Annotated in this window: 19 protein-coding genes; 5 read left to right on the forward strand and 14 right to left on the reverse strand. The window is 56.8% G+C overall.

Annotated features, from left to right (window positions below):
- Nucleotides 1-74: 74 nt before the first annotated feature.
- Nucleotides 75-1,382: an ATP-dependent protease ATPase subunit HslU gene (hslU, locus tag GS632_RS02400; protein WP_171721553.1), complete on the reverse strand. Its 1,308-nt coding sequence runs from the start codon at nucleotides 1,380-1,382 to the stop codon at nucleotides 75-77.
- Nucleotides 1,383-1,580: 198 nt separating this feature from the next.
- Here hslU and GS632_RS02405 point away from each other — a divergent pair, with 198 nt between their 5' ends.
- The gene (locus GS632_RS02405) at nucleotides 1,581-1,982 is read left to right on the forward strand and encodes a DM13 domain-containing protein (RefSeq protein WP_171178718.1); all 402 of its coding nucleotides are present in this window, start codon (nucleotides 1,581-1,583) and stop codon (nucleotides 1,980-1,982) included.
- A 105-nt stretch (nucleotides 1,983-2,087) separates the two neighbouring features.
- The gene (locus GS632_RS02410) at nucleotides 2,088-3,329 is read left to right on the forward strand and encodes an MFS transporter (RefSeq protein WP_171721552.1); all 1,242 of its coding nucleotides are present in this window, start codon (nucleotides 2,088-2,090) and stop codon (nucleotides 3,327-3,329) included.
- Between the two features lie 37 nt (nucleotides 3,330-3,366).
- Here the strand turns inward: GS632_RS02410 and GS632_RS02415 are convergent, their stop codons facing one another.
- Both GS632_RS02415 and hslV read right to left on the reverse strand, forming a co-directional pair.
- Complete coding sequence (locus tag GS632_RS02415; RefSeq protein WP_171234621.1) at nucleotides 3,367-3,720, reverse strand: hypothetical protein; 354 nt, start codon at nucleotides 3,718-3,720, stop codon at nucleotides 3,367-3,369.
- The gene (gene hslV / locus GS632_RS02420) at nucleotides 3,717-4,274 is read right to left on the reverse strand and encodes an ATP-dependent protease subunit HslV (protein ID WP_171620449.1); all 558 of its coding nucleotides are present in this window, start codon (nucleotides 4,272-4,274) and stop codon (nucleotides 3,717-3,719) included. Before hslV ends, GS632_RS02415 begins: the two co-directional genes overlap by 4 nt.
- A gap of 197 nt (nucleotides 4,275-4,471) precedes the next feature.
- On the opposite strand from hslV, the gene GS632_RS02425 reads away from it, so the two are divergent.
- Nucleotides 4,472-4,666, forward strand: coding sequence for a DUF1127 domain-containing protein (locus tag GS632_RS02425; protein WP_171178727.1), 195 nt, complete (start codon nucleotides 4,472-4,474; stop codon nucleotides 4,664-4,666).
- A gap of 61 nt (nucleotides 4,667-4,727) precedes the next feature.
- Here the strand turns inward: GS632_RS02425 and GS632_RS02430 are convergent, their stop codons facing one another.
- The 10 genes from GS632_RS02430 to regB all read right to left on the reverse strand — a co-directional run bounded on the left by GS632_RS02430 (nucleotide 4,728) and on the right by regB (nucleotide 17,331).
- Nucleotides 4,728-5,090, reverse strand: coding sequence for a Lin0512 family protein (locus GS632_RS02430; RefSeq protein ID WP_171178729.1), 363 nt, complete (start codon nucleotides 5,088-5,090; stop codon nucleotides 4,728-4,730).
- The gene (locus tag GS632_RS02435) at nucleotides 5,087-5,437 is read right to left on the reverse strand and encodes a Lin0512 family protein (protein WP_171178731.1); all 351 of its coding nucleotides are present in this window, start codon (nucleotides 5,435-5,437) and stop codon (nucleotides 5,087-5,089) included. The genes GS632_RS02430 and GS632_RS02435 overlap by 4 nt, the downstream gene beginning before the upstream one ends.
- 74 nt (nucleotides 5,438-5,511) lie before the next feature.
- Nucleotides 5,512-5,832: a thioredoxin gene (gene trxA / locus GS632_RS02440; RefSeq protein WP_152459632.1), complete on the reverse strand. Its 321-nt coding sequence runs from the start codon at nucleotides 5,830-5,832 to the stop codon at nucleotides 5,512-5,514.
- 60 nt (nucleotides 5,833-5,892) lie between these two features.
- Entirely contained in the window at nucleotides 5,893-9,249 is a 3,357-nt protein-coding gene (gene addA / locus GS632_RS02445; protein ID WP_171234615.1) for a double-strand break repair helicase AddA, read from the reverse strand.
- On the reverse strand, nucleotides 9,246-12,170 hold the full coding sequence (addB, locus tag GS632_RS02450; protein WP_171721551.1) for a double-strand break repair protein AddB: 2,925 nt from the start codon (nucleotides 12,168-12,170) through the stop codon (nucleotides 9,246-9,248). Before addB ends, addA begins: the two co-directional genes overlap by 4 nt.
- On the reverse strand, nucleotides 12,163-12,849 hold the full coding sequence (locus tag GS632_RS02455) for a nucleotidyltransferase family protein (protein ID WP_171721550.1): 687 nt from the start codon (nucleotides 12,847-12,849) through the stop codon (nucleotides 12,163-12,165). The genes addB and GS632_RS02455 overlap by 8 nt, the downstream gene beginning before the upstream one ends.
- The gene (locus GS632_RS02460) at nucleotides 12,846-13,850 is read right to left on the reverse strand and encodes an aminoglycoside phosphotransferase family protein (protein ID WP_171721549.1); all 1,005 of its coding nucleotides are present in this window, start codon (nucleotides 13,848-13,850) and stop codon (nucleotides 12,846-12,848) included. The genes GS632_RS02455 and GS632_RS02460 overlap by 4 nt, the downstream gene beginning before the upstream one ends.
- Entirely contained in the window at nucleotides 13,847-14,320 is a 474-nt protein-coding gene (gene tsaE, locus GS632_RS02465) for a tRNA (adenosine(37)-N6)-threonylcarbamoyltransferase complex ATPase subunit type 1 TsaE (RefSeq protein WP_171178749.1), read from the reverse strand. Before tsaE ends, GS632_RS02460 begins: the two co-directional genes overlap by 4 nt.
- Nucleotides 14,321-14,361: 41 nt before the next feature.
- The gene (locus tag GS632_RS02470) at nucleotides 14,362-15,867 is read right to left on the reverse strand and encodes a PAS-domain containing protein (RefSeq protein ID WP_171721548.1); all 1,506 of its coding nucleotides are present in this window, start codon (nucleotides 15,865-15,867) and stop codon (nucleotides 14,362-14,364) included.
- Between the two features lie 66 nt (nucleotides 15,868-15,933).
- A complete protein-coding gene (gene regB, locus GS632_RS02475) occupies nucleotides 15,934-17,331 on the reverse strand; it encodes a sensor histidine kinase RegB (protein WP_171178767.1) in 1,398 nt (465 codons plus the stop codon).
- 90 nt (nucleotides 17,332-17,421) lie between these two features.
- Between regB and GS632_RS02480 the strand changes: the two genes are divergently transcribed.
- A complete protein-coding gene (locus GS632_RS02480; RefSeq protein WP_171178769.1) occupies nucleotides 17,422-18,048 on the forward strand; it encodes an SCO family protein in 627 nt (208 codons plus the stop codon).
- A gap of 80 nt (nucleotides 18,049-18,128) precedes the next feature.
- Nucleotides 18,129-18,683 carry an ActR/PrrA/RegA family redox response regulator transcription factor gene (locus tag GS632_RS02485; RefSeq protein WP_050604676.1) on the forward strand — a complete coding sequence of 185 codons (555 nt, stop codon included), beginning with the start codon at nucleotides 18,129-18,131 and terminating at the stop codon, nucleotides 18,681-18,683.
- A gap of 120 nt (nucleotides 18,684-18,803) precedes the next feature.
- Here GS632_RS02485 and GS632_RS02490 read toward each other — a convergent pair whose 3' ends face one another.
- Nucleotides 18,804-19,397: an HD domain-containing protein gene (locus GS632_RS02490; RefSeq protein WP_171721547.1), complete on the reverse strand. Its 594-nt coding sequence runs from the start codon at nucleotides 19,395-19,397 to the stop codon at nucleotides 18,804-18,806.
- Nucleotides 19,398-19,452: the final 55 nt, after the last annotated feature.

Consider the following 19,452-nt stretch of genomic DNA (forward strand, 5'->3'; position numbering starts at 1 on the left):
GCATACGCTAGCGGATTCTCGACCAACGTCCAGCGGGGCCGACCGAAAACAGCGGCAAAAACCGGCCTGTACCGTTACAAAACGTAACGGCTGAGGTCGGTTGATTTGGTCAATTCACCTAGATTGTCGCTGACAAACTGGTTATCCACAGTAATTTCTGTGCCAGCCTTGTCCGGTGCTGCGAAAGACAGGTCCTCAAAAACCCGCTCCATCACCGTATAAAGCCGCCGTGCGCCAATGTTTTCAACGCTTTGGTTTACATCCGCAGCAATCTTCGCCAGCGCCGCAATCCCGTCATCGGTAAAGCTGACCGTGACTTCTTCGGTCCCCATCAGGGCGGTGTATTGCCGGGTCAGCGCGTTGTCGGTTTCGGTCAGAATGCGCACAAAGTCTTCTTCTGTCAGGGCGCGCAGTTCCACACGGATCGGCAGACGTCCTTGCAATTCCGGCAGCAGATCCGAAGGTTTGGCGATGTGGAATGCACCAGACGCAATGAACAGGATATGGTCGGTTTTCACCGGACCGTGCTTGGTGCTGACGGTGGTACCTTCGATCAGAGGCAGCAGGTCACGTTGTACGCCCTCGCGGCTGACATCGCCGCCGCGTGCGTCCGAGCGGGCGCAGACCTTGTCGATTTCATCCAGAAACACGATGCCATTCTGTTCGACCGATTCCATAGCGATCCGATTGACGGTTTCGTCATCCAGTAGCTTGTCGGCCTCTTCCCCGATCAAAGCATCATAGCTTTCGGCGACGGTCATGCGTTTTTTGACAGTGCGCCCGCCAAACGCCTTGCCGAAAATGTCACCCAGATTCATCATGCCCATCTGACCGCCCGGCTGCCCTGGAATGTCAAACATAGGCATCGGGTTTGAGGTATCTGATAATTCCAGCTCGATCACTGTGTCGTCCAGCTCCCCGGCTTTCAGTTTTTTGCGGAACATCTCACGCGTGCCTTCGCGGGCGTCTTCGCCCGCAATCGCGGCAATCACGCGATCTTCTGCGGCCTGATGCGCGCGCGCCTTGACGTCTTCACGCATGTATTCGCGGGTTTGGACAATCGCTGCATCCGCCAGATCGCGTACGATCTGTTCTACGTCGCGACCAACGTACCCTACCTCGGTGAACTTTGTGGCCTCGACCTTGATAAAGGGCGCACGGGCCAGTTTGGCCAGACGACGGCTGATCTCGGTCTTGCCAACGCCGGTGGGGCCAATCATCAGGATATTCTTGGGATAGACCTCGTCCCGGATATCATCAGCCAGCTGCTTACGCCGCCACCGGTTGCGCAGGGCAACGGCCACCGCTCGTTTGGCATCCTTCTGGCCGATAATGAAGCGGTCCAGTTCCGAGACGATCTCGCGCGGGGTCAGGTCGGTCATGTGTATTCAATCCGGTTGTTTCGAGACGGAACCTAATCATAAGACACGAAAACACAAGCTGATCACGGAAAACTCACGCCAACTCACAGGTGCCACACGGAAATTCGTGACGATGTGAATCGCCAGAGGCGTTTCGCGTGCTGCATAGTTATTGCGACGGGCAATTCAGCCTGGATACATCAGTGGAGATACCAAATCATGATGACTCGTCGTTCGCTTTTTGTGAAAGCTGCTGCCACGGGCGCGGCCCTGACACTGGCCGGCACCACCGCTGCTGTGGCTGGCGGTGCCAAAAAGAAAGGATCGTTCGAAGGCCGATCGAACCACATCACAACCGGTTCCGTGAAGCTGGTCAAAGACGGTGATCGGTACATCGTCGAACTGGGTGACGACTTCTCGCTGGACAACGGCCCTGATCCTCGCGTCGCTTTTGGTAAAGACGGAACTTATGCCCCGGACAGCAAACTGGGTGCGCTACTGCACCTGACCGGCAAGCAATCCTATGCTGTGCCGCCCACAATGGATGTGTCTGGCTACAACGAAGTGTACATCTGGTGCGAGGTCGCCGGTGTGCCGCTGGGCGTCGCGTCACTGAAGTAGCTACATCGCTCAGAGGCCGACCCATCCGGCCTCTGACACATCGTTAGGTAACAGAGCAGCTGTCTGTTACAATCGCCCCAAGCCATTGGAACCGGGGGCGTTTTCATGACCAAGATTGCCAAGATCACCTTGTTGTTCGTGGTTTTTGTCGACCTGATCGGTCAAGGCTTGGTTTTTCCTATCATCAACTCGCTCATCATGGAGACGAAATCAGGCTTCCTGCCGGATGGCACGCCCGTGGGGCGGCGCCATTTCTACTATGGTCTGGTGATCGGGTGCTTCTTTCTGTCCTGGTTTCTGGGGGTCGTTTATGTTTCGAAAGTCTCGGACTCCATTGGGCGCAAGAATGCACTTCTTGTTTGTCTGGGCGGAGCGTTGGTCGGTTACGCCCTAACCATCGCGGCGCTGTACATGAACAGCCTGCTGCTGCTGATCGTCGGGCGGTCGGTCACCGGCTTCACTGCCGGAAACCAGCCCATCGCTCAGGCAGCTATGATTGACGGCAGCACCGATGCGGCCGACCGCGACCGCAACATGGGTTATATCGTGACTGGCGTCAGCTTTGGCCTTGTGGGCGGCCCGATCATCGGGGCGGTTCTGTCCGACGCCGCTCTGCTGGGCAGCTACGCGACACTTAAGACCCCGTTCTATGGCGCATTTGTTCTGGTGCTGATTGCGATATTTCTTGTGATGACCTTTTTCAAAGACACCCGGACAGAGCGTGAGCCCTTTGTTTTTCGCCCACGTGACATCACCGACAGCCTAATTGCCGTGCGTGGCCATCCGATGGTTCTTAAAATCCTGCCGGTCTACGCATTCTTCATGATCGCCAACGTGACGTTCTATGTCTTTGTCGACAACTTCCTGACCAGTGCTTTCGGCTATGGTGTGATTGGCGGCAGTATGGCGATGGTGGTGATTGGCTTTGCGCTGGCGTTCTCAAGCACCTTCCTCGTCAAACCCGCGCAAGAGCGATTCAGCAAACACCAGATCATCTACACGTCTCTCATAGTAATGGTGATCTGTGGACTTGCCTTTGCATTCAGTCCTAATGGTGTGCTCAGCTATGTGCCGGTCTTCTTCTTCTACTTCCTGTTCGGCGTTGCCTACCCGACCATGCTGGGTCTGTTTTCCTCCAGCGTTAGTGAGACGGACCAAGGCTGGGTCATGGGCGTGACCACCGCCGTCTTCTGTCTGGCCGGAGGCATCATGTCCCTGATCGGCGGCGGGTTGATGAGCATCGACATCCGTGTGCCTTACTACATCGTTGTCATTGTCGCGATTTTCGGGCTGATCGGAATGCACCGTCGCTGGAAAGGGAAAGAGATCAAGGCGCTGTTAACCTGACAGGCGACCCGCGGCTGAGTTAAAGCGAAGAAAGCTATTACTCTTGATCTTCCTCGATCTCTTCTTCGTCCAGTTTGCGTTGGCTCTCTGGTAACGGCGCTCTTTCGATCAGCGCCCAACCTTCTTTCTTTGATTTCCTCAAAACGGTGCCCCGAGCACCCAACTCAATCAACAACGAGCGTGTTTCATCCTCGGTGCAGCCAATCGTCCTGCTGAGCCTTTCCAAAGATTTGAACTTGTACTTCGAGTCCTTCAACATGGATTTCAGGAGCTCTTTGCGAGGCTCTTTCCATTCCTTGTTGTGCTTCCTGCTCCGATATTCCTCTAGGACAATTGGCCCGATAATACCTCCGATTAGGCCGCCGAATATGGCTGCGAGAACCGCACTCATGAAGCTATCGTCTCGACCGTCAGGTTACCATTTGTATAGACGCAGATATCGGCGGCAATCGCCATCGCTTCACGCGCCACTTGCTCGGCGTCTTTGTCGCCGTCCATCATTGCGCGGGCCGCGGCGAGTGCAAAGTTCCCGCCCGATCCGATGGCGGCCACGTTGTGCTCAGGCTCCAGCACGTCCCCTGCCCCGGTGATGACCAGCAGATCCTTGCCATCAGTGACAATCAGCATCGCCTCAAGCTTTTGCAGGTATTTGTCAGTGCGCCAGTCCTTGGCCAGTTCGACCGAGGCGCGCGCCAATTGGCCGGGTGTGGCCTCAAGCTTGGCTTCCAAACGTTCCAGCAGTGTGAAAGCATCTGCGGTCGATCCGGCAAAACCCGCCACAACCTCGAATCCGCCGGGCGACAAACGGCGCACTTTGCGGGCCGTTCCCTTGATCACGGTCTGACCAAGGCTGACCTGACCATCACCGGCTATGACAACCTGACCGTTCTTTTTGACGCCAATGATCGTCGTGCCGTGCCAACCGGGAAAGTCGTTATCTGCCATGATCGTCTCCGTTTTCGCTGGCGGTATATATGGGCCGGGTAAGGTGTTGGCGCAACCCGTTCTTAAAGTGCCCAAAAGATATGCAGAAAATGCAATCCGGGGTTACCAGACCAGCAATTGTGAGTCCAAGCGCGCGGGACTACATGAGGCTTACAACCGACAACGGGTCGGCTGTTTCACATCTAAGGACTGCGCACATGGCAACCACAGCTAACATTCATGCGCCGCTCGGAGCAGCTACCATCCTGCACGTGGCGGACGCGTTCTCAAACGTCGTCAAATCTGTTGCGAAATGGAACGACGCACGCAAAACACGGAACCTTCTGTCGGAGCTCAGCGACGCACAGCTGGAAGACATCGGTCTGACCCGCGAAAGCATCGCAAATCTCTGATCCTTCGTCTGGATTACCGAATTGGAACAGCCGCCCGGAACCCCGAGCGGCTTTTTCTTTGTCAGCTTTGCACGAATTTCCCTGACAAGTCGGGCAGGAATGCTTCGACCGCTGCGGTCGCAATCACGTGGTGTGTTCCAGCGTCGCTGTCTGCTACGTCCAGACCGCCCTTGACCGCGCGCACTTCGGCGCGGCCCCGCGGCAGATCGGCAGCAACCAGATCACAATCCACCTGATCGGGCTCTTGGACGCCGATGGTCACGCCGACCCGCATCTGAGAATGATCAATGCCCAGCTTGGAAAACAATGTGATTGATGAATGATGCAACGCATCCTGCACCGCGCGACGGGCCGCTTTGGTATAGTCCTGACCGTATAGGTCGTTGCCTGTTCCCATTTCCAGAATAATGCGTTTTTCGGTCATTGTGCGGGCTCCATATCAAAAGAAACAATCAGTGCGGCATTTGCGATGACCGTATGTCCGTCGCTATGGGGTTTCTCTATATCCAGCCCGCCTTTTGTGACGGTGATGTTCGGCTGGCCATATGGAAAGACCGCCTTTAGCGCATCAGTGTCCACCTGATCCGGTTGCTGCACCCCGATTTCGGCATCGATGATCATTGCCTCTTTTGGAAACCCGAACAGTTCGGCCATGTTGACCGAGTTGTGCCACAGCGCATCCTTGATCGCCCGCAACGACGCCTCTGTATAGTCCATTCGGCGCAGGGATGTACCCATGCCGAATTCTACAAGCACCCGCGTTTTTGCCATTGGTTTCTCCGATGTTTGCAACAAAAAAGGCGCCCCGATCTGAGGCGCCTTTGGAACGTTCTGCTAGAACCAGATCAGATGGATTCGTCGATCCAGCTTTGCAGTGCAGCCTTAGGGGCCGCACCTGCGCGGTTTGAAACAACCTGGCCATCCTTAAAGATGAACAGCGCCGGAATACCGCGCACGCCCATTGCGGCGGCAGAGTTCGGGTTGCTGTCCACATCGACCTTGGCGATTTTCACCTTGTCACCATACTCGGCGGCCAGTTCTTCCAGCGCCGGGCCAATTTGCTTACAGGGACCGCACCATTCTGCCCAGAAGTCCACGACCACGGGAACGGTCGAGTTTTTGACTTCGGCGTCAAAGGTGTCGTCAGTAACGGCTACGGTCGACATATTCTGTCTCCTGAATGGGGTAAACTCGGAAACAGAACGTAGGTGTCGCGCCGGGTAAGGTCAAGGTATCCGGGTTCGGGTCAGTGCATCCGTCACAAGATCGTGTGGCAACCACATGAGGTTTGCTGTCCGGGTCCACAAAATAGCGGTTCGGATGTTCCGGCCGGGGTAGATCTGAGCAAGCGCCTGCGCATAAGCCCCCATTTGACGTAACAGGCCCTCAGGGCAGTCTTCAACGCGAATTGGAACAGTTACATTTGTTTTGAAGTCAATCACTTGTACGTCCGTATCCGAAACGATGAGCCGGTCGATGACCCCATGCATACGCTGCCCATTCAAATCTGCGGTTACTGGAACTTCGGCCAGAGTTTCAGGTGCAAAAATATTCCTTAGCGATTCTGCCGTCAGAACCTGGGTGGCTTCGGCCAAAAGCTCTTGCCGGTCTGTGTCTTGCATATCCGGTAGAAGCCGTGCGCAAAGTTCGGGCCAAATCTCCGGTTCAGCTATCGGCAAGTGCTCCAGCAACAGGTGAATACGTGTTCCACGCAGTTTCGCAGCGTCTTCATCCAAACCAGCTTCACCGGGTAGCGCTTTGACCCCCCCCAGATCCGAAGGGCTGAGCGTGCTTGTGGGTTCAATGGGGTCAGGTGCCGGATGCAGAAATATGTCTGGTAACTCGGATCGTTCAGTCGTCATTTGCGGTTGATCGACCAAAGGCAGCGCATCCCAATCCCCATGAGACAGTCGGCGAATGTCGGAACCCGGCAGCTGCGCGGCTCCGGCCCTCTCCATCGCGGCCTCGACCATTTGATACCAGCTGTTGCCGTCTTTCCCCAATTCGCCGGCTGCGGCCACGATCAACCGCTTTTCGGCCCGTGTTAGAGCCACATATAGCAGCCGGAGCCGTTCATCTTCCTCACGCGTACGCGCCTGTTCCCGCGCCTGTGCGATCAGTTTGGGCGATGCATCTGCCGACACTTTCCACAGCGGAATGCCTTCGGTCACCATGATCTCGGCATCGCGCGGTGCTTGGCGTTTGGCGGTATCCGGCAGGATCACGATTGGAGCCTCAAGTCCTTTTGAGCCATGCACGGTCATCACCCGGATCATGTTGCCCACACCGCTCATCTGCCGTTTGATTTCCAGATCGTCGGTCTGCATCCAGACCAAAAACCCAGTCAAGCTGGGGATATCGGTGCGCTCATAGGCCAACGCCTGGGACAACAAGGCGTTGATGCCGTCTTCAGCTTCGGCCCCCAGACGGCCTAGCAATTTGCGCCGCCCGTCATGGCGGGTCAGAATGCGCTCGATCAGGTCATAGGGGCGCAAAAAGTCGATCTGACTGCGCAAATCGTTCAAAATGGCAAGCGTTTCGGGAAACTCCTCAGCCCGGTTGCGCAGCGCGGCCCAGAGGAATTGCTCCTTTCGCCGGTGCGCCAGATCGAAAAGCTGTTGTTCAGACCATCCGAACAAAGGGGATTTCAGAACCGTTGCCAGCGACAGGCTGTCTTCGGGCGTGGCCAGAAAGCTCAGCAACGCGGCGAGGTCTTTGACCGCCAGTTCAGCACCCACCTTAAGCCGGTCGGCCCCGGCGATGGGCAGACCGGCGGATTTGCAGGCGCGGATGATTTCGGCAAAAAGATCCGAGCGGCGCTGTACGAGGATCAGGAAATCCCCCGGCTTCACCTTTCGCCTTTCGAACTTGCCGTTCTTGCCATCTTCAGGGATCGTTTCACCCCGTTCGATCATGGCCTTGATCGACTGTGCAACCTGTTCGGCCAGAATGACAGTATGGTGCCGCGCGCCAGGGCGATCCACCGGATCGGTCCAGTCGCCCTCCTCGGCCTCTTCGACCTTCTCCACAACTGGCCAAAGATCAACCCGGCCCGGCAGGTCAGCTTTGAAAGCACGGTGCTGGCTGTCCTTGTGAAACCCTGCCTCGATCCGGTTTTCAAATAGAATATCGACCAAGGACAGGATCGCGCTGGAGGAGCGGAACGAATATTCCAGCGTCATATCCCACAGTTTAGAGTCTGATTCAGCCAGTTTCCGGCCAAACTCTTCCTGCATTCTGTCAAACGCCTGCGGGTCTGCGCCCTGAAAGGAATAGATCGACTGTTTCTTGTCGCCCACGACAAAAATCGTGCGTTCAACCCCGGATCGGGCCCCTTCCCCACTGGTGAATTCCTGAGCCAGTTTTTCGACCACGTCCCATTGGTCTGGGCTGGTGTCTTGTGCTTCGTCCACCAGAATATGGTCGATGCCGCCGTCCAAGCGATACAGAACCCATTCGGCCACCGCCGGGTCATTCAGCACTTTCCGCGCGCGCAGGATGAGGTCATCGAAATCCAGCCAGCCCCGCAACTGCTTGCGCCGTTCGTACTCTGGCAGGTAGGCTGCGGCAAAGCGGTGCAGGACAGCGGTTTTTTGGGCCGCGACCAAGGCTAGACGCTGTTCGCGCGCGGCCTCGACCCGCAGCATGAAGGATTCCAATTGCGGCATCCGGTCGGCCAGTTCGCCCTCACGCAGGGGTTTGGTCGGAAACCCATTGATCTTGGCGGTGAAAGGCTCTTTTGCGCCTTTTCCGGTCAGCAACACGCCTTCCAGAATAGGCAGATATGCCAATCGGGCCTCAGTGAACCCGGCTAGCTTCGCCGCTGCCTTGCCATCGTTGACGCCGCTTTCTGTCAATGCGGGCAGCATGGACTGGATCAACTCGACTTCGCCGCCCAGAAACACCCGCTCGGCCAGGGCCGTTTCGTCAAAGCCTTCCGGCAGATCGAACCGTTTCAACAGATCGGACCAGCCCAATGGCTGGGCAAACAGACTGCGCCTGTGCGTGATCGCAGCTGTCAATTTGTCAAAGCCCGTATCGGTCACGAACCGCGCCACATCTTCAATCAGCCCGGCTTGCGGACCTTCTGCGAAATCCTCGACGATCTCTTCCCGCAACAGGGCGGCTGCACGGTCTTCCATTTCGGAGAACTGAGGGCTGACCCCGGCCTCCAGCGGGAAGCGCCGCAGCAACGAAGCGCAGAACGAGTGAATGGTCTGGATTTTCAAACCGCCCGGCGTTTCGATGGCGCGGGCAAACAATGTGCGCGCTTGCGCCAATCTGTCCGAGTCGATGTCGCCAGGCACGCCTAGATCGGTCAGTTGCTCCAAAAGAGCAGCGTTTTCCAGCATTGCCCACTCACCAAGGCGCTTGAACAATCTGTTCTGCATCTCGCTTGCTGCCGCCTTGGTATAGGTCAGGCACAAGATGTGTTGAGGTTGAACCCCACCCAACAGCAACCGCGCCACGCGGTCGGTCAGAACCCGCGTTTTGCCGGACCCCGCGTTGGCCGCTAGCCAGGTCGAGGCGTCGGGGCGCGCGGCCTGCACTTGCCGTTCGGTTGCATCGTTGCGCGGGCTCATTTCAGGTCCTCGGGGCAGGTTTCAGCAGTACGGTCCCATTCGCCGAACCGCGCCAGATGATCATAGTCACCGATATCCGTATCCTTGTGCAGCATCCGACGGGATGAAAACCCCTGATCAGGCTCTAAATAAGCCGAAATTAGCTCTTTCAGCTCAGCAATAACTTTATCGGTCGGCTCTTTGACCAAGGGTGCGGAGACCTCTTTGTAACTGCCGCCCATGCCGATGAAGATGGCTTCGGCTACATCAATTGGGTCAATGCCTTCAATCCCGCCCTGCTCAGCCATGGCCGCCTCGATCAACAGTTGTTTGTCGAATTTGCATTGCTGACTTTCCGTGGGCGGCGCGCCGGTTTTGTAATCGATGATCCGCAACGCGCCCCGGCCATTGTGATCGATCCGGTCCGCACGTCCGACTATGGTAAAATCCACTGGATCCAGCACCAGCTTCATGGCCGCCTCAAACGCAATTGGCCCGCCGTCACCTCGGCGCGTTAGTTCAGCGCCTAGGAAGTCGTCTGCGATCCGTTCCAACCGGGCCAGCCAGAGTTTGCGGGCGGTGGGCCAGGCCACATGCTGTTCCAGAAGGCTGTGCGCCCGTTTGAGGAAATTCTCACGTGTCAGCAAAGCGCTGTCGAGAACGCTGTCTTTAACGAAATGCTCAAGGATTTCATGGATCACGATCCCACGCAGCAAGGCGTCAGGGGCCTGTACAAGCGGATCGAGTGGTTTCAGGCGCAGCACGTGTCTGGCATAGATCGCGTATGGATCGCGGATCAGCCGCTTGATTTCGGTCACAGACAGGCGACGCGGGCGCGCGGCGGCGGGTGGCCGTGGCGAGGGGCGAGACGCGGGTTCAATGCGCGGCGCTTCTTCCAAAGCTTCCGACCAGTTCAGCCAGTGCTGACCACGCGCACGCATTCCTTCCAGAGCGTTGCGACCACCCTGCTCCGGCAACCCTTGCAACAGGTTTGTCAGCCGATTCAACCACCGTGACGGCACCGTTTCCGCGTCATCCGAGCGGATCGCGCGGGTCAGCCAGACCTCGGGCGCGGCGATGGCTTGTTGGAAATCATGCGCCGACAGACCGATCCGGCGTTCAGGCAGCAGCAATCCGGCCTTGTCGCGCATCTGACGGTTGAGCCACGGATCTGGCGTCGGGGCCTCGGGCCAGCTTCCTTCATTCAGCCCGCCCAGAATCAGCAGGTCGGCACCCTGCACCCGCGCCTCAAGCGTACCCCAGATCATGATATGCGGGTGCGGGGCATCGCGATCACGAACCTCTTCGCTGGCCAAAAGCGCGCCCAGAAGATCGGCAAAATCATGGGCCGTCATCGGGCCACCATGCTGCGCTTCATCTTTGAGAGAGTTCACAACCGCCAGCGCCTTTTGACCTGCGTTTTTGTCCCAAAGCGTGCCGGTTACACCTGTACTACCAGCCGAGATCGCTTCGGCCATTGTTGTCAGTCGGTCTACCCAGTCGGACAGATGCAGCTCGCCGCTGATGTGCTGGTCGCAAAAGTGATGTACGACCCATTTGACCCAGCTTTCCGGCGCTTCTTTGCGGATCGCAAATGCCGTCAGGCTGATACTGTCGGGGAATGGCGGGCCATGGCGGCGAACGTCCAGTTCCAGATCACGGGTATGCAATAGATGAGCGCCGCGCTCACCCCCGTCATGGCACAGCGGGTGTTTCAGCAGCGTCAGCAACGCCTCGCCTTCAAGGCGGCGCGTGAACAGGTTGGCCACATGGCGCAGAAAACGACCGGGCGGCGAGAGTTGCAGAGGCAAGCCCGCACTGTCATCCGGCAGGATATTCCACCGATCCAGTGCGGCGCTGACCTGACGGGTCAACATGCGATCCGGCGTGATCAAAGCGGCGGTTTGTCCGGTTTCAGCAGCTTGTCGCAAGCGCAAGGCGATGGCCAAAGCCTCCGCTCTGGGCGATTGCGCCTCGACCAGGGTCAGGTTCTTGGTTGCGGCCCCCAAATTGGTAAGTTTTGGCCCTTCGGTCATCCAGGCGTCTGTTACCGGCGCTGGGCGCAAAGCAAGTGAAACCAAACGGTTGCGAGCAGGAGAGGGGGAGGACAGATCAGTCCATACTGCAATTTGATCAGGCACTAGTTCCAACGCGCGCATGAGTTTGCGGAACCGGTATTGTGGGTGATCTTCCGACGTCAGCGCGTCGTCCAGCCCCTGCCATACACTATCGGGTTGGTCGAAATCATAGCCCGGCAGAACCAGCGCCCCTTGTGGCAGACGCGCGATGGCCTCCATCAACATAAGCGTTGTTCCACGCGACCCGGTGGAGCCCGCCAGAATGACCGGATGGTGCGGAGGATTCTCCTGCCAGCGCGCGATCAGGTTTTCGACAACGCGGCGCTGGCGAGCTTGCGCATCCATCGCCTCTGCACTGGTGTCAATGAAGTGATCCGCAATGCTGATGAAAGCCTGCGCTCGTGCCCAATGCCCCGACATGTCGCTGACATCCAACTGCCGAATGGCCTCGGGCGACACACCTTCACCCTGCATTTCGTCAATCAGCGCGGCCAGGCTGTCAGAGAGGTCGAAGACCGAGGAGCGCGCCGCTAAATCCGGTTGCTGCTCCAACAGTTTGGCCACCAACTGCGTGAGTTCCAGACGTCGTCGAAGCGGTGGAATGGCAGGGGGAATCTTTGCCAAATCAACGCTTTCCCCCAAATCGGTGACCAGCGACAGACGTGGCAGCAGGCACGGTGGACCTTGATTGAACAAATCGCGGACGCGCCGTTCCATACGCCGCGTATTCAACACCAGTTCCACCCGTGCCAAGGCTTCCGGCGGGCCAGAGCAGCGTTGCCGCAGGCCATCGACCAATGCTTTTGGGAAATCCGTGCCTGGTGGCACAGCAAAGACGCGGGGCAGGGCGCTGGGTTCAAACATCAGCCAACAGACCTTCGGCCAGGGCGATACCCTCGGGTCGTCCAACATCACACCAACGCCCCGGATACTCGGCTGCAAACAGGCGGCCTTGATCTTGCATCTGGTTCCAAAGCAGGTTCAGCGAAAAAGCGGGTTGCGCAAACCTTTGTAATCCATCCGTTTTGACAATTTGCGCCCCCCCATAGACCAAACCGGGACCGCGTGTGATGCGACCGTCCGCGTCGACCGAGAAATCTCCGTCTCCCGTGTGACCAATGGATTGGGCGATTGGAATACACATCAAAAGCGCATCCATACGGGTCGGATCCCACGCTTTTTGCAACAGGGTCAGAGGGTTTGGGCCCGACCAGATGGCATCGGTGTTCAGCGTGAAAACCGGGTCGGTGCCCAACAAGGGTAGGGCGGCCCTTAATCCGCCGCCGGTTTCCAGAATCTCTGGTTCTTCGCGTGAGATCATTACCCCTTTGGGGTTGAGATGCGCATACAGCTGATCGGCGTGGTAATGCACGTTCGCCACGATGCGCACAGGGTTAAGTTCGTGCGCAAGATCCAGCGCGTGATCAATCAGAGGGCGCCCAGATACGTTAATCAACGGCTTGGGACGGTCCTTGGTCAAAGCGCCCATGCGCGTGCCAAACCCTGCTGCAAACAGCATCACGCCAAAGGGTGAACCGGTCATTGCGCCCTCAGCTTGTTCAGGTTTTCAGGGGATGGGCTGGGCAAAGCCTCGTGCAGCAACGGTGCGATCGACACCAGGGCCGGATGATCCAGATCGCGCATCAGATGATCCCAGACCGCTGGTATCATGTCCACGTAGTGCGGTTTACCAAAATCCGCGGCAAGGCGTGCGAACACACCTAAAATGCGCAGGTTCCGTTGTGCGCCCAGCACGCTGTAGGCCGTGCGAAAATCGTGATCGTCCATGCCAGAGGCCGCGATATACCGGTTGATCATCTGCATCTCAACTCCGGGAGAGACCTTGCGGCGAATGTCTTGCAGCAGGGAGACCAGATCATAGGCGGGATGGGCCAGAACGGCTGATTGGAAGTCCAGCAGGCCAACGCGCTTTAGCCCGTCGCGATCCGGGAGCCAAATCAGATTTTCCGCGTGATAGTCCCTGAGCGCGACCACTTTCGCACCTGATGTTTCGCGGTGCAGAACATCCGCGAAACGGTGTTCAAACCGGCTTAGTGCACGTGCGTCGTAAGACCCCACAATTCCGGCCGCGTAACTTGTAAAGGCCAGCGTGCACAGCTCGGTCATCAGCGGCGGGTCAAAGGATGTCAAAGACAAAGACGGCGCTTGATGCAGGTGCAGCAAAACGTCTGTTGCCGCTTCATACAAAACACGTTCCTTCGAAGGATCCTTTGCCAGCACTCGGCTAAAAAGATCGTCACCCAAATCTTCCAGCAACAGAAAACCGTATTGCGCATCTTCTGCGTAGATCTCAGGCGCGTTCAGACCAACTGAACGCAGGTAATTCCCGATACGCACAAAGTCCTCGACATCCTCGCATTTTTCAGGAGGTGCATCCATCAAAACAGCCGTGTGTCCACTGGCCTGGTCGGTCAGCCGTTCGTAGCGGCGGTCCGAAGCGTCGCCCGCCAGCGGTGCACGGTTGGCGTTGGCCCACTGGGTTTGAGCAATCAGGGCTTCGGCGAGGACCGTCCTGTTTGTCATCCAAAGGTCTCCAGTTTTTTCGTCCATTTCGGATCATTCCATGACAGGGTCAAATGGCGCAAATCTTCAGTGTTAGGGTCTGTTTTGAAGGTCAGTTTCAAAGCGGCACCTGGGGTAAGTGGACCAAGTTTGTCAGGCCACTCGACAAGGCAGATAGCAGTTTCGAAAGCGTCAATCAGGCCCAGTTCCTCAACCTCGTCTACTGCACTCAAACGATAGAGGTCGCTGTGCCAGATTTCGCCAATCGGCGTATCGTAGACCTGCACCAAAGTAAACGTGGGCGAAGGGACATCTTCGGGCTCGGACATGAGCGACTGAATAAGCGCGCGCGCAAAATGGGTCTTTCCGCTGCCGATCTCACCTTCCAACAACACAACATCGCCCGATCGCAAGTTTGCACCAAGATGCACGGCGAAATTGGCTGTTTCTTCGGGGGACTGGAACGTTAGGGATCGGGGCAGCTTCGTCATGGCGCCACAATGACCTTGCGCCCGACAGGCTGCAACCCGGTTCAGGCGCTGATCTGCTCGATCAGAGGGATTTTTGCCGGGGTTTTAGTAGCCGAAAACCGCACGATTGTCGCGCCATTGTGAACCGGAATGATTGTGCATTCCACAAGGATGCCGGATTTTAATTGAATGTCAGCTGACCATTCAGCCCGGTCGTCGCGTGTTTCGACAAAATCCCGGATTTCACCCAAGATCGGGGTCGCGAAACACTGATCCTGCCAGCGCCGCATTACGTCTGTGGCTGTGTCCGTCTGAAACCCGGTCTCTTCCGTGCCACCCCAAAGCTTTTGATAAGCATAATTTGTAAAAGCGAGGGTACCGTCGTCGGCAAAAACGGCAATTGCATCTGCAAGCTTGTCGAAAATGGATTGCATAAGATCCATTTCAGACCGAAAGCGGCGCGTCAGGGTGATTTCGGCGGTAATATCCTCGAACAAAAACGCCACTGCTCCGTCCGGGTGGGGTCGACCGCTGACGGAATAAACCGATCCCGATGGAAGCGACCATGTCTCGTGATAGTTTCCGTCTTCTGCCGCTTCGAGAAGATCATTCATCTGTCGCCGCCAACTGCGATAGTTTTTGGGTTCCGGCATCATATGTTGATCCCGCAAGCGGTCAAAAAAGCTGCTTAAGCTAGGACGGCAGCTCAGGAAATCGGGTGGAAGAGTGGTCAGGTCGATCAAAGCGGGGTTAAAAAGTGCAAGCTGCCGATTGCGATCAAAGATGGCCAAACCGATCGAAAGTTGAGCAAAGGTCTTGGTCATGGTCTGAACGAATTTACGCTGTGCGGTTTCCGCTTCGACTATTGCGTTGATGTCTACGGCATAACAAAGGTGGCCGGGCTCCTGCTCAATCTGGGTCAGGTCGAACCAAAGCTTGTTGCTGCTGCCTGAAACACCGACCGAAACTCTGGTTCTTCCGACGGATCGTTCTTCAGGGGCAGAGGGAAACAGGGGGACGGTCAGATCGGTGTCCTGATCTCGCGTTTTTCGGACAAGCGAAACATAGGCGGCGTTGCACCATTGCACCCGATTGTTTTGATCCAACAGCCACACAGGGTATGGGGCTTGATCCATGGCCAGCCGCGTCGGGTTGTTCAGAGCACCTGACACTTCGGGCTTTTTCTCGGTAGATTCACGTAGCCGAACGCGGACAATTCCGTCAATCCACTCGCACAGAACATCACGTTCAACCGTGCAGTCGATTGGAGAGACCACAACATACCCACTGTCTCGCACGGTATCCGGAGATTCCGGAAAAGTCGGGAAATCCCTTTGCAGCAATCGGCGCAAATCTGGCCAGTTTCTCACGTGTTCGAAACCCGCAAGCGCAATGTCGGAATGGCTGATCAGCCGTTCTCCCTCGAACAGAAACACCGCATCGAACAGAAAGGTAGTCGAAAACAGCCCATACGACTGATCCCTGTACGCCCGGCGCGGCACAAGCCACAGAACGGCAAAACAGCCCGAGACGATGCTGATTGCGGCCAGAATGATCGAATCGGCCATCGTATTCCCCAAAGCAGATCCCAACCCGGTCTGACTATGGGTGTGTTTGGTTAACGGTCTCTTAACTTACACCTGGATACGTTCGTTCAAACCCGAAGGGACGGGTGTGTCACCTTTTTGCGCGTCGATCAGTTTGCGGGGCCACGACACTTTGACAATAGCCCCCTTGCGCGCCGGGTCGTCAGTCAGGTTTTGATAAGGGTCCGCGCCGTTGGCGAATTCCAACTCGGCACCGCTGCGCTCCAATAAGGTTTTGGCGATGAACAGGCCAAGGCCCATGCCTTCGTATTCAGGCCGGGCTTTCTTGTCGGCGTCAGCGCGCCTGCGCCTCATAAAAGGATCACCGATGCGTCCGATCATGTGTGAAGGATACCCTCGACCGTCGTCCATGATGCTGACTGTGATCACTGTGTCGGTCCACTCGGCCTCGACCCAGACATTGGCTCGGGCAAAATCCACTGCATTCTGGATCAGGTTGCGCAACCCGTGAATGATTTCGGGTTTTCGCAGGATTGACGGCTGCTGCACATCGCCGTCCAACGCCGGTCCTTCCGAGAAATGAACCTCTTTTCCGCGCCCCACATGTGGCTCGGCCGCCTCGTTCACCACGGTTGACAGTGGCGCCTGTCGCAAATGAAGGTCGTCTTTGCCGGCTCGGCCCATATCCCGCAGAATATCGCGGCACCGATCGGCCTGCTCGCGGATCAATGCGGCGTCTTCCTTCAAGTCCGGGTGATCGTCCAGTTCTTCGATCAGTTCCGCGCTGGTCAGTTTGATTGTTGCCAAAGGTGTCCCCAGCTCATGCGCGGCAGCCGCAACAACGCCACCCAGATCGGTAAGCTTCTGTTCGCGCGCCAATGCCATATGCGTTGCGGCCAATGCCTCGGACATGGATTGAACTTCCGAGCTGACGCGGTGGGAATAGGCGCCGATAAACACAATAGCGATGACAATCGCGGCCCAGTTTCCGAACAGCAGAATATCCGGGATATCCAGAACAAGTCCCAGACTGGTGCGTAGCGGCAGGTGGAACTCGGCCAGCAGGGTTGTCAGAACAATCGCCACGGCCCCAACAATCAGGGTTGATCGGGTGCTCATAACATTGGCGGAAATTGTAACCGGCCCTAACAGAAGCAGTGCAAACGGGTTGTTCAACCCCCCCGTCAGATACAGCAATATCGACAGTTGCAGCAGGTCGAAAAGAACCATTAAGAAGTTTTCGAACTCGGTCAGGCGCTTGTTTTGTGGGAACAACAGGATGGCTGTCAGGTTGCCCATGACGGAAATGCCGATGGCCAGATAACACAGGCCCAGTTGCAGTTGCACATCATAATATTGCTGGGCAACGGTTATGGCTGTGAACTGGCCAATGATGGCCACCCATCGCAACAGGATAAGGGTGCGCAGGCGAATCCAGCTGCTGCGTTCCTGGCCGCGCCAAAAGGTCTGGTTGGATTCTGCCATTGGTTCCTTATGTCCTGTTGCATAGGCTGATCATCTTGATAGGTGTCCCGGCCGAAACGTTCAACAACCCCTTGCAACCGGAAAACTGAAATGACCCGTCTATACGCAATTCTTGCAGCTGTTGTGTTGGCAATTGGCCTTGGGGCCATGTGGCTTCTGACGCGTGGTAGCGGTTCTGATGACCAGTTCGCGCAATGCCGGTCCAGTCAGATCGCCGGAGGCGCGGCGGCCATCGGCGGGCCCTTTGAGCTGGTTAATGGCAAGGGTGAGACTGTCACTGACGCAGATGTGATCACCGAACCTACGCTGGTTTATTTTGGCTATACGTTCTGCCCGGATGTCTGCCCCTTCGACATGTCGCGCAATGCAGAGGCCGTGGATATTCTGGCCGAACGGGGTTATTCCGCAACGCCGCTGTTCATTTCAATCGACCCCGAACGCGACACGCCAGAGGTTGTGGATGACTATGCCTTTAATCTGGGCGGCAAGACCATCGCGCTTACCGGCTCGCCCGAGCAAGTGAAGGCGGCCAGCAAGGCCTACAAGACCTATTACAAGGCGCATGACAAAAGCGACGAGTATTATCTTGTCGATCACTCCACTTTTACCTATCTGGTCACGCCCGAACATGGTTTTCTTGAGTTTTTCAAGCGCGATGACACGGCCGAGCAGATGGCGGACAAAGTTGGGTGCTTTCTGGATCAGGCCGCATCGTAACAAGGTTGTTTGACCTTTGTTCGCGCGCTGCTATTACTCATACCCAAGCCAAAGGCATGAAATAGCAGAAAGACCCAAATATGGCAGACAGTTCTCAGCTTGATATCGGCCCTGACAAATCCCTGCTTCTGGTAGATGATGACGAGCCGTTTCTGAGACGTTTGGCCAAGGCCATGGAAAAGCGTGGCTTTGAGGTCGAAACCGCGGGTTCCGTTGCAGCAGGACGCGCGATTTCAACCGCGCGTCCTCCGGCTTATGCCGTTGTTGATCTTCGGCTCGAGGATGGCAACGGGCTGGATGTGGTCGAAGTGCTGCGCGAAAAGCGCCCCGATAGCCGGGTTGTGGTCCTGACCGGGTATGGCGCCATCGCCACCGCCGTGGCCGCTGTGAAAATCGGCGCGACGGACTACCTTTCAAAACCTGCCGACGCGACTGACATCACAAACGCGCTGCTGGCCAAGGGCGACGAACTGCCTCCGCCCCCTGAAAACCCCATGAGCGCGGATCGCGTGCGGTGGGAACATATCCAGCGGGTCTACGAGTTGTGCGACCGGAATGTCTCTGAAACCGCTCGACGGTTGAACATGCACCGCCGGACTTTGCAGCGGATTTTGGCGAAACGCAGCCCGCGGTAAGATATTCTGGTATTGCGACAAAGACCGCGACCCAAACTAAAAGAAAGACAGTCCAGCCACGGCTAATTTGACTGGCATTAAACTGCCTGCACCATTACTTTTCGTCGTTCGGATTGCTGATTATAGCTGTGCAAGCAGGTCTTCATGCCGCGCGGTATAGGCTTGCCGCACCTCAATCGGAGGTCTCAGCGTAATCTGCAACCCCTCCATCACCGCCCGATCCGGGCGGCCAAAGAACTTCGTTGCCTCGGCCTCGGAAAACCCAGCGATTTGGGTTGCCTCCATCCAGGCACTGATCTTGTCGGCCTTCTTGATTTGACGTTTTACGGTCTTCGGCACCTCGGCGGGCAGACCGAACCGGATATGAATGGCGGCCGCCAACCGATCATCCAGCGCGCCATAGTCGGGGCCAACAGCGGATTTGACGGGTGAGATCATGTCGCCGATCACATATTCCGGTGCGTCATGTAACAGCGCCGCCAGCCGCCATTTTATCGGTGCATTTAGGGCAATCCGGCCAAAAATTTCTTCGACCAGCAGGGAATGTTCGGCCACGGAATAGGCAAAGTCGCCGTTCGTCTGGCCGTTCCAACGGGCGACAAAGGCCAATCCATGCGCAATATCTTCGATCTCGATATCTACCGGGGTTGGGTCCAAAAGGTCCAGCCTGCGGCCTGACAGCATCCTCTGCCATGCTCGGGGTTGTGTTGCCATTTTGCCATGCCTTGTGAAGTCGGACACATAAAAATCGTATTTTGTGGTATGATTT

This window comes from Ruegeria sp. HKCCD7296 (assembly GCF_013110775.1).
Classification (GTDB): Bacteria; Pseudomonadota; Alphaproteobacteria; order Rhodobacterales; family Rhodobacteraceae; genus Ruegeria.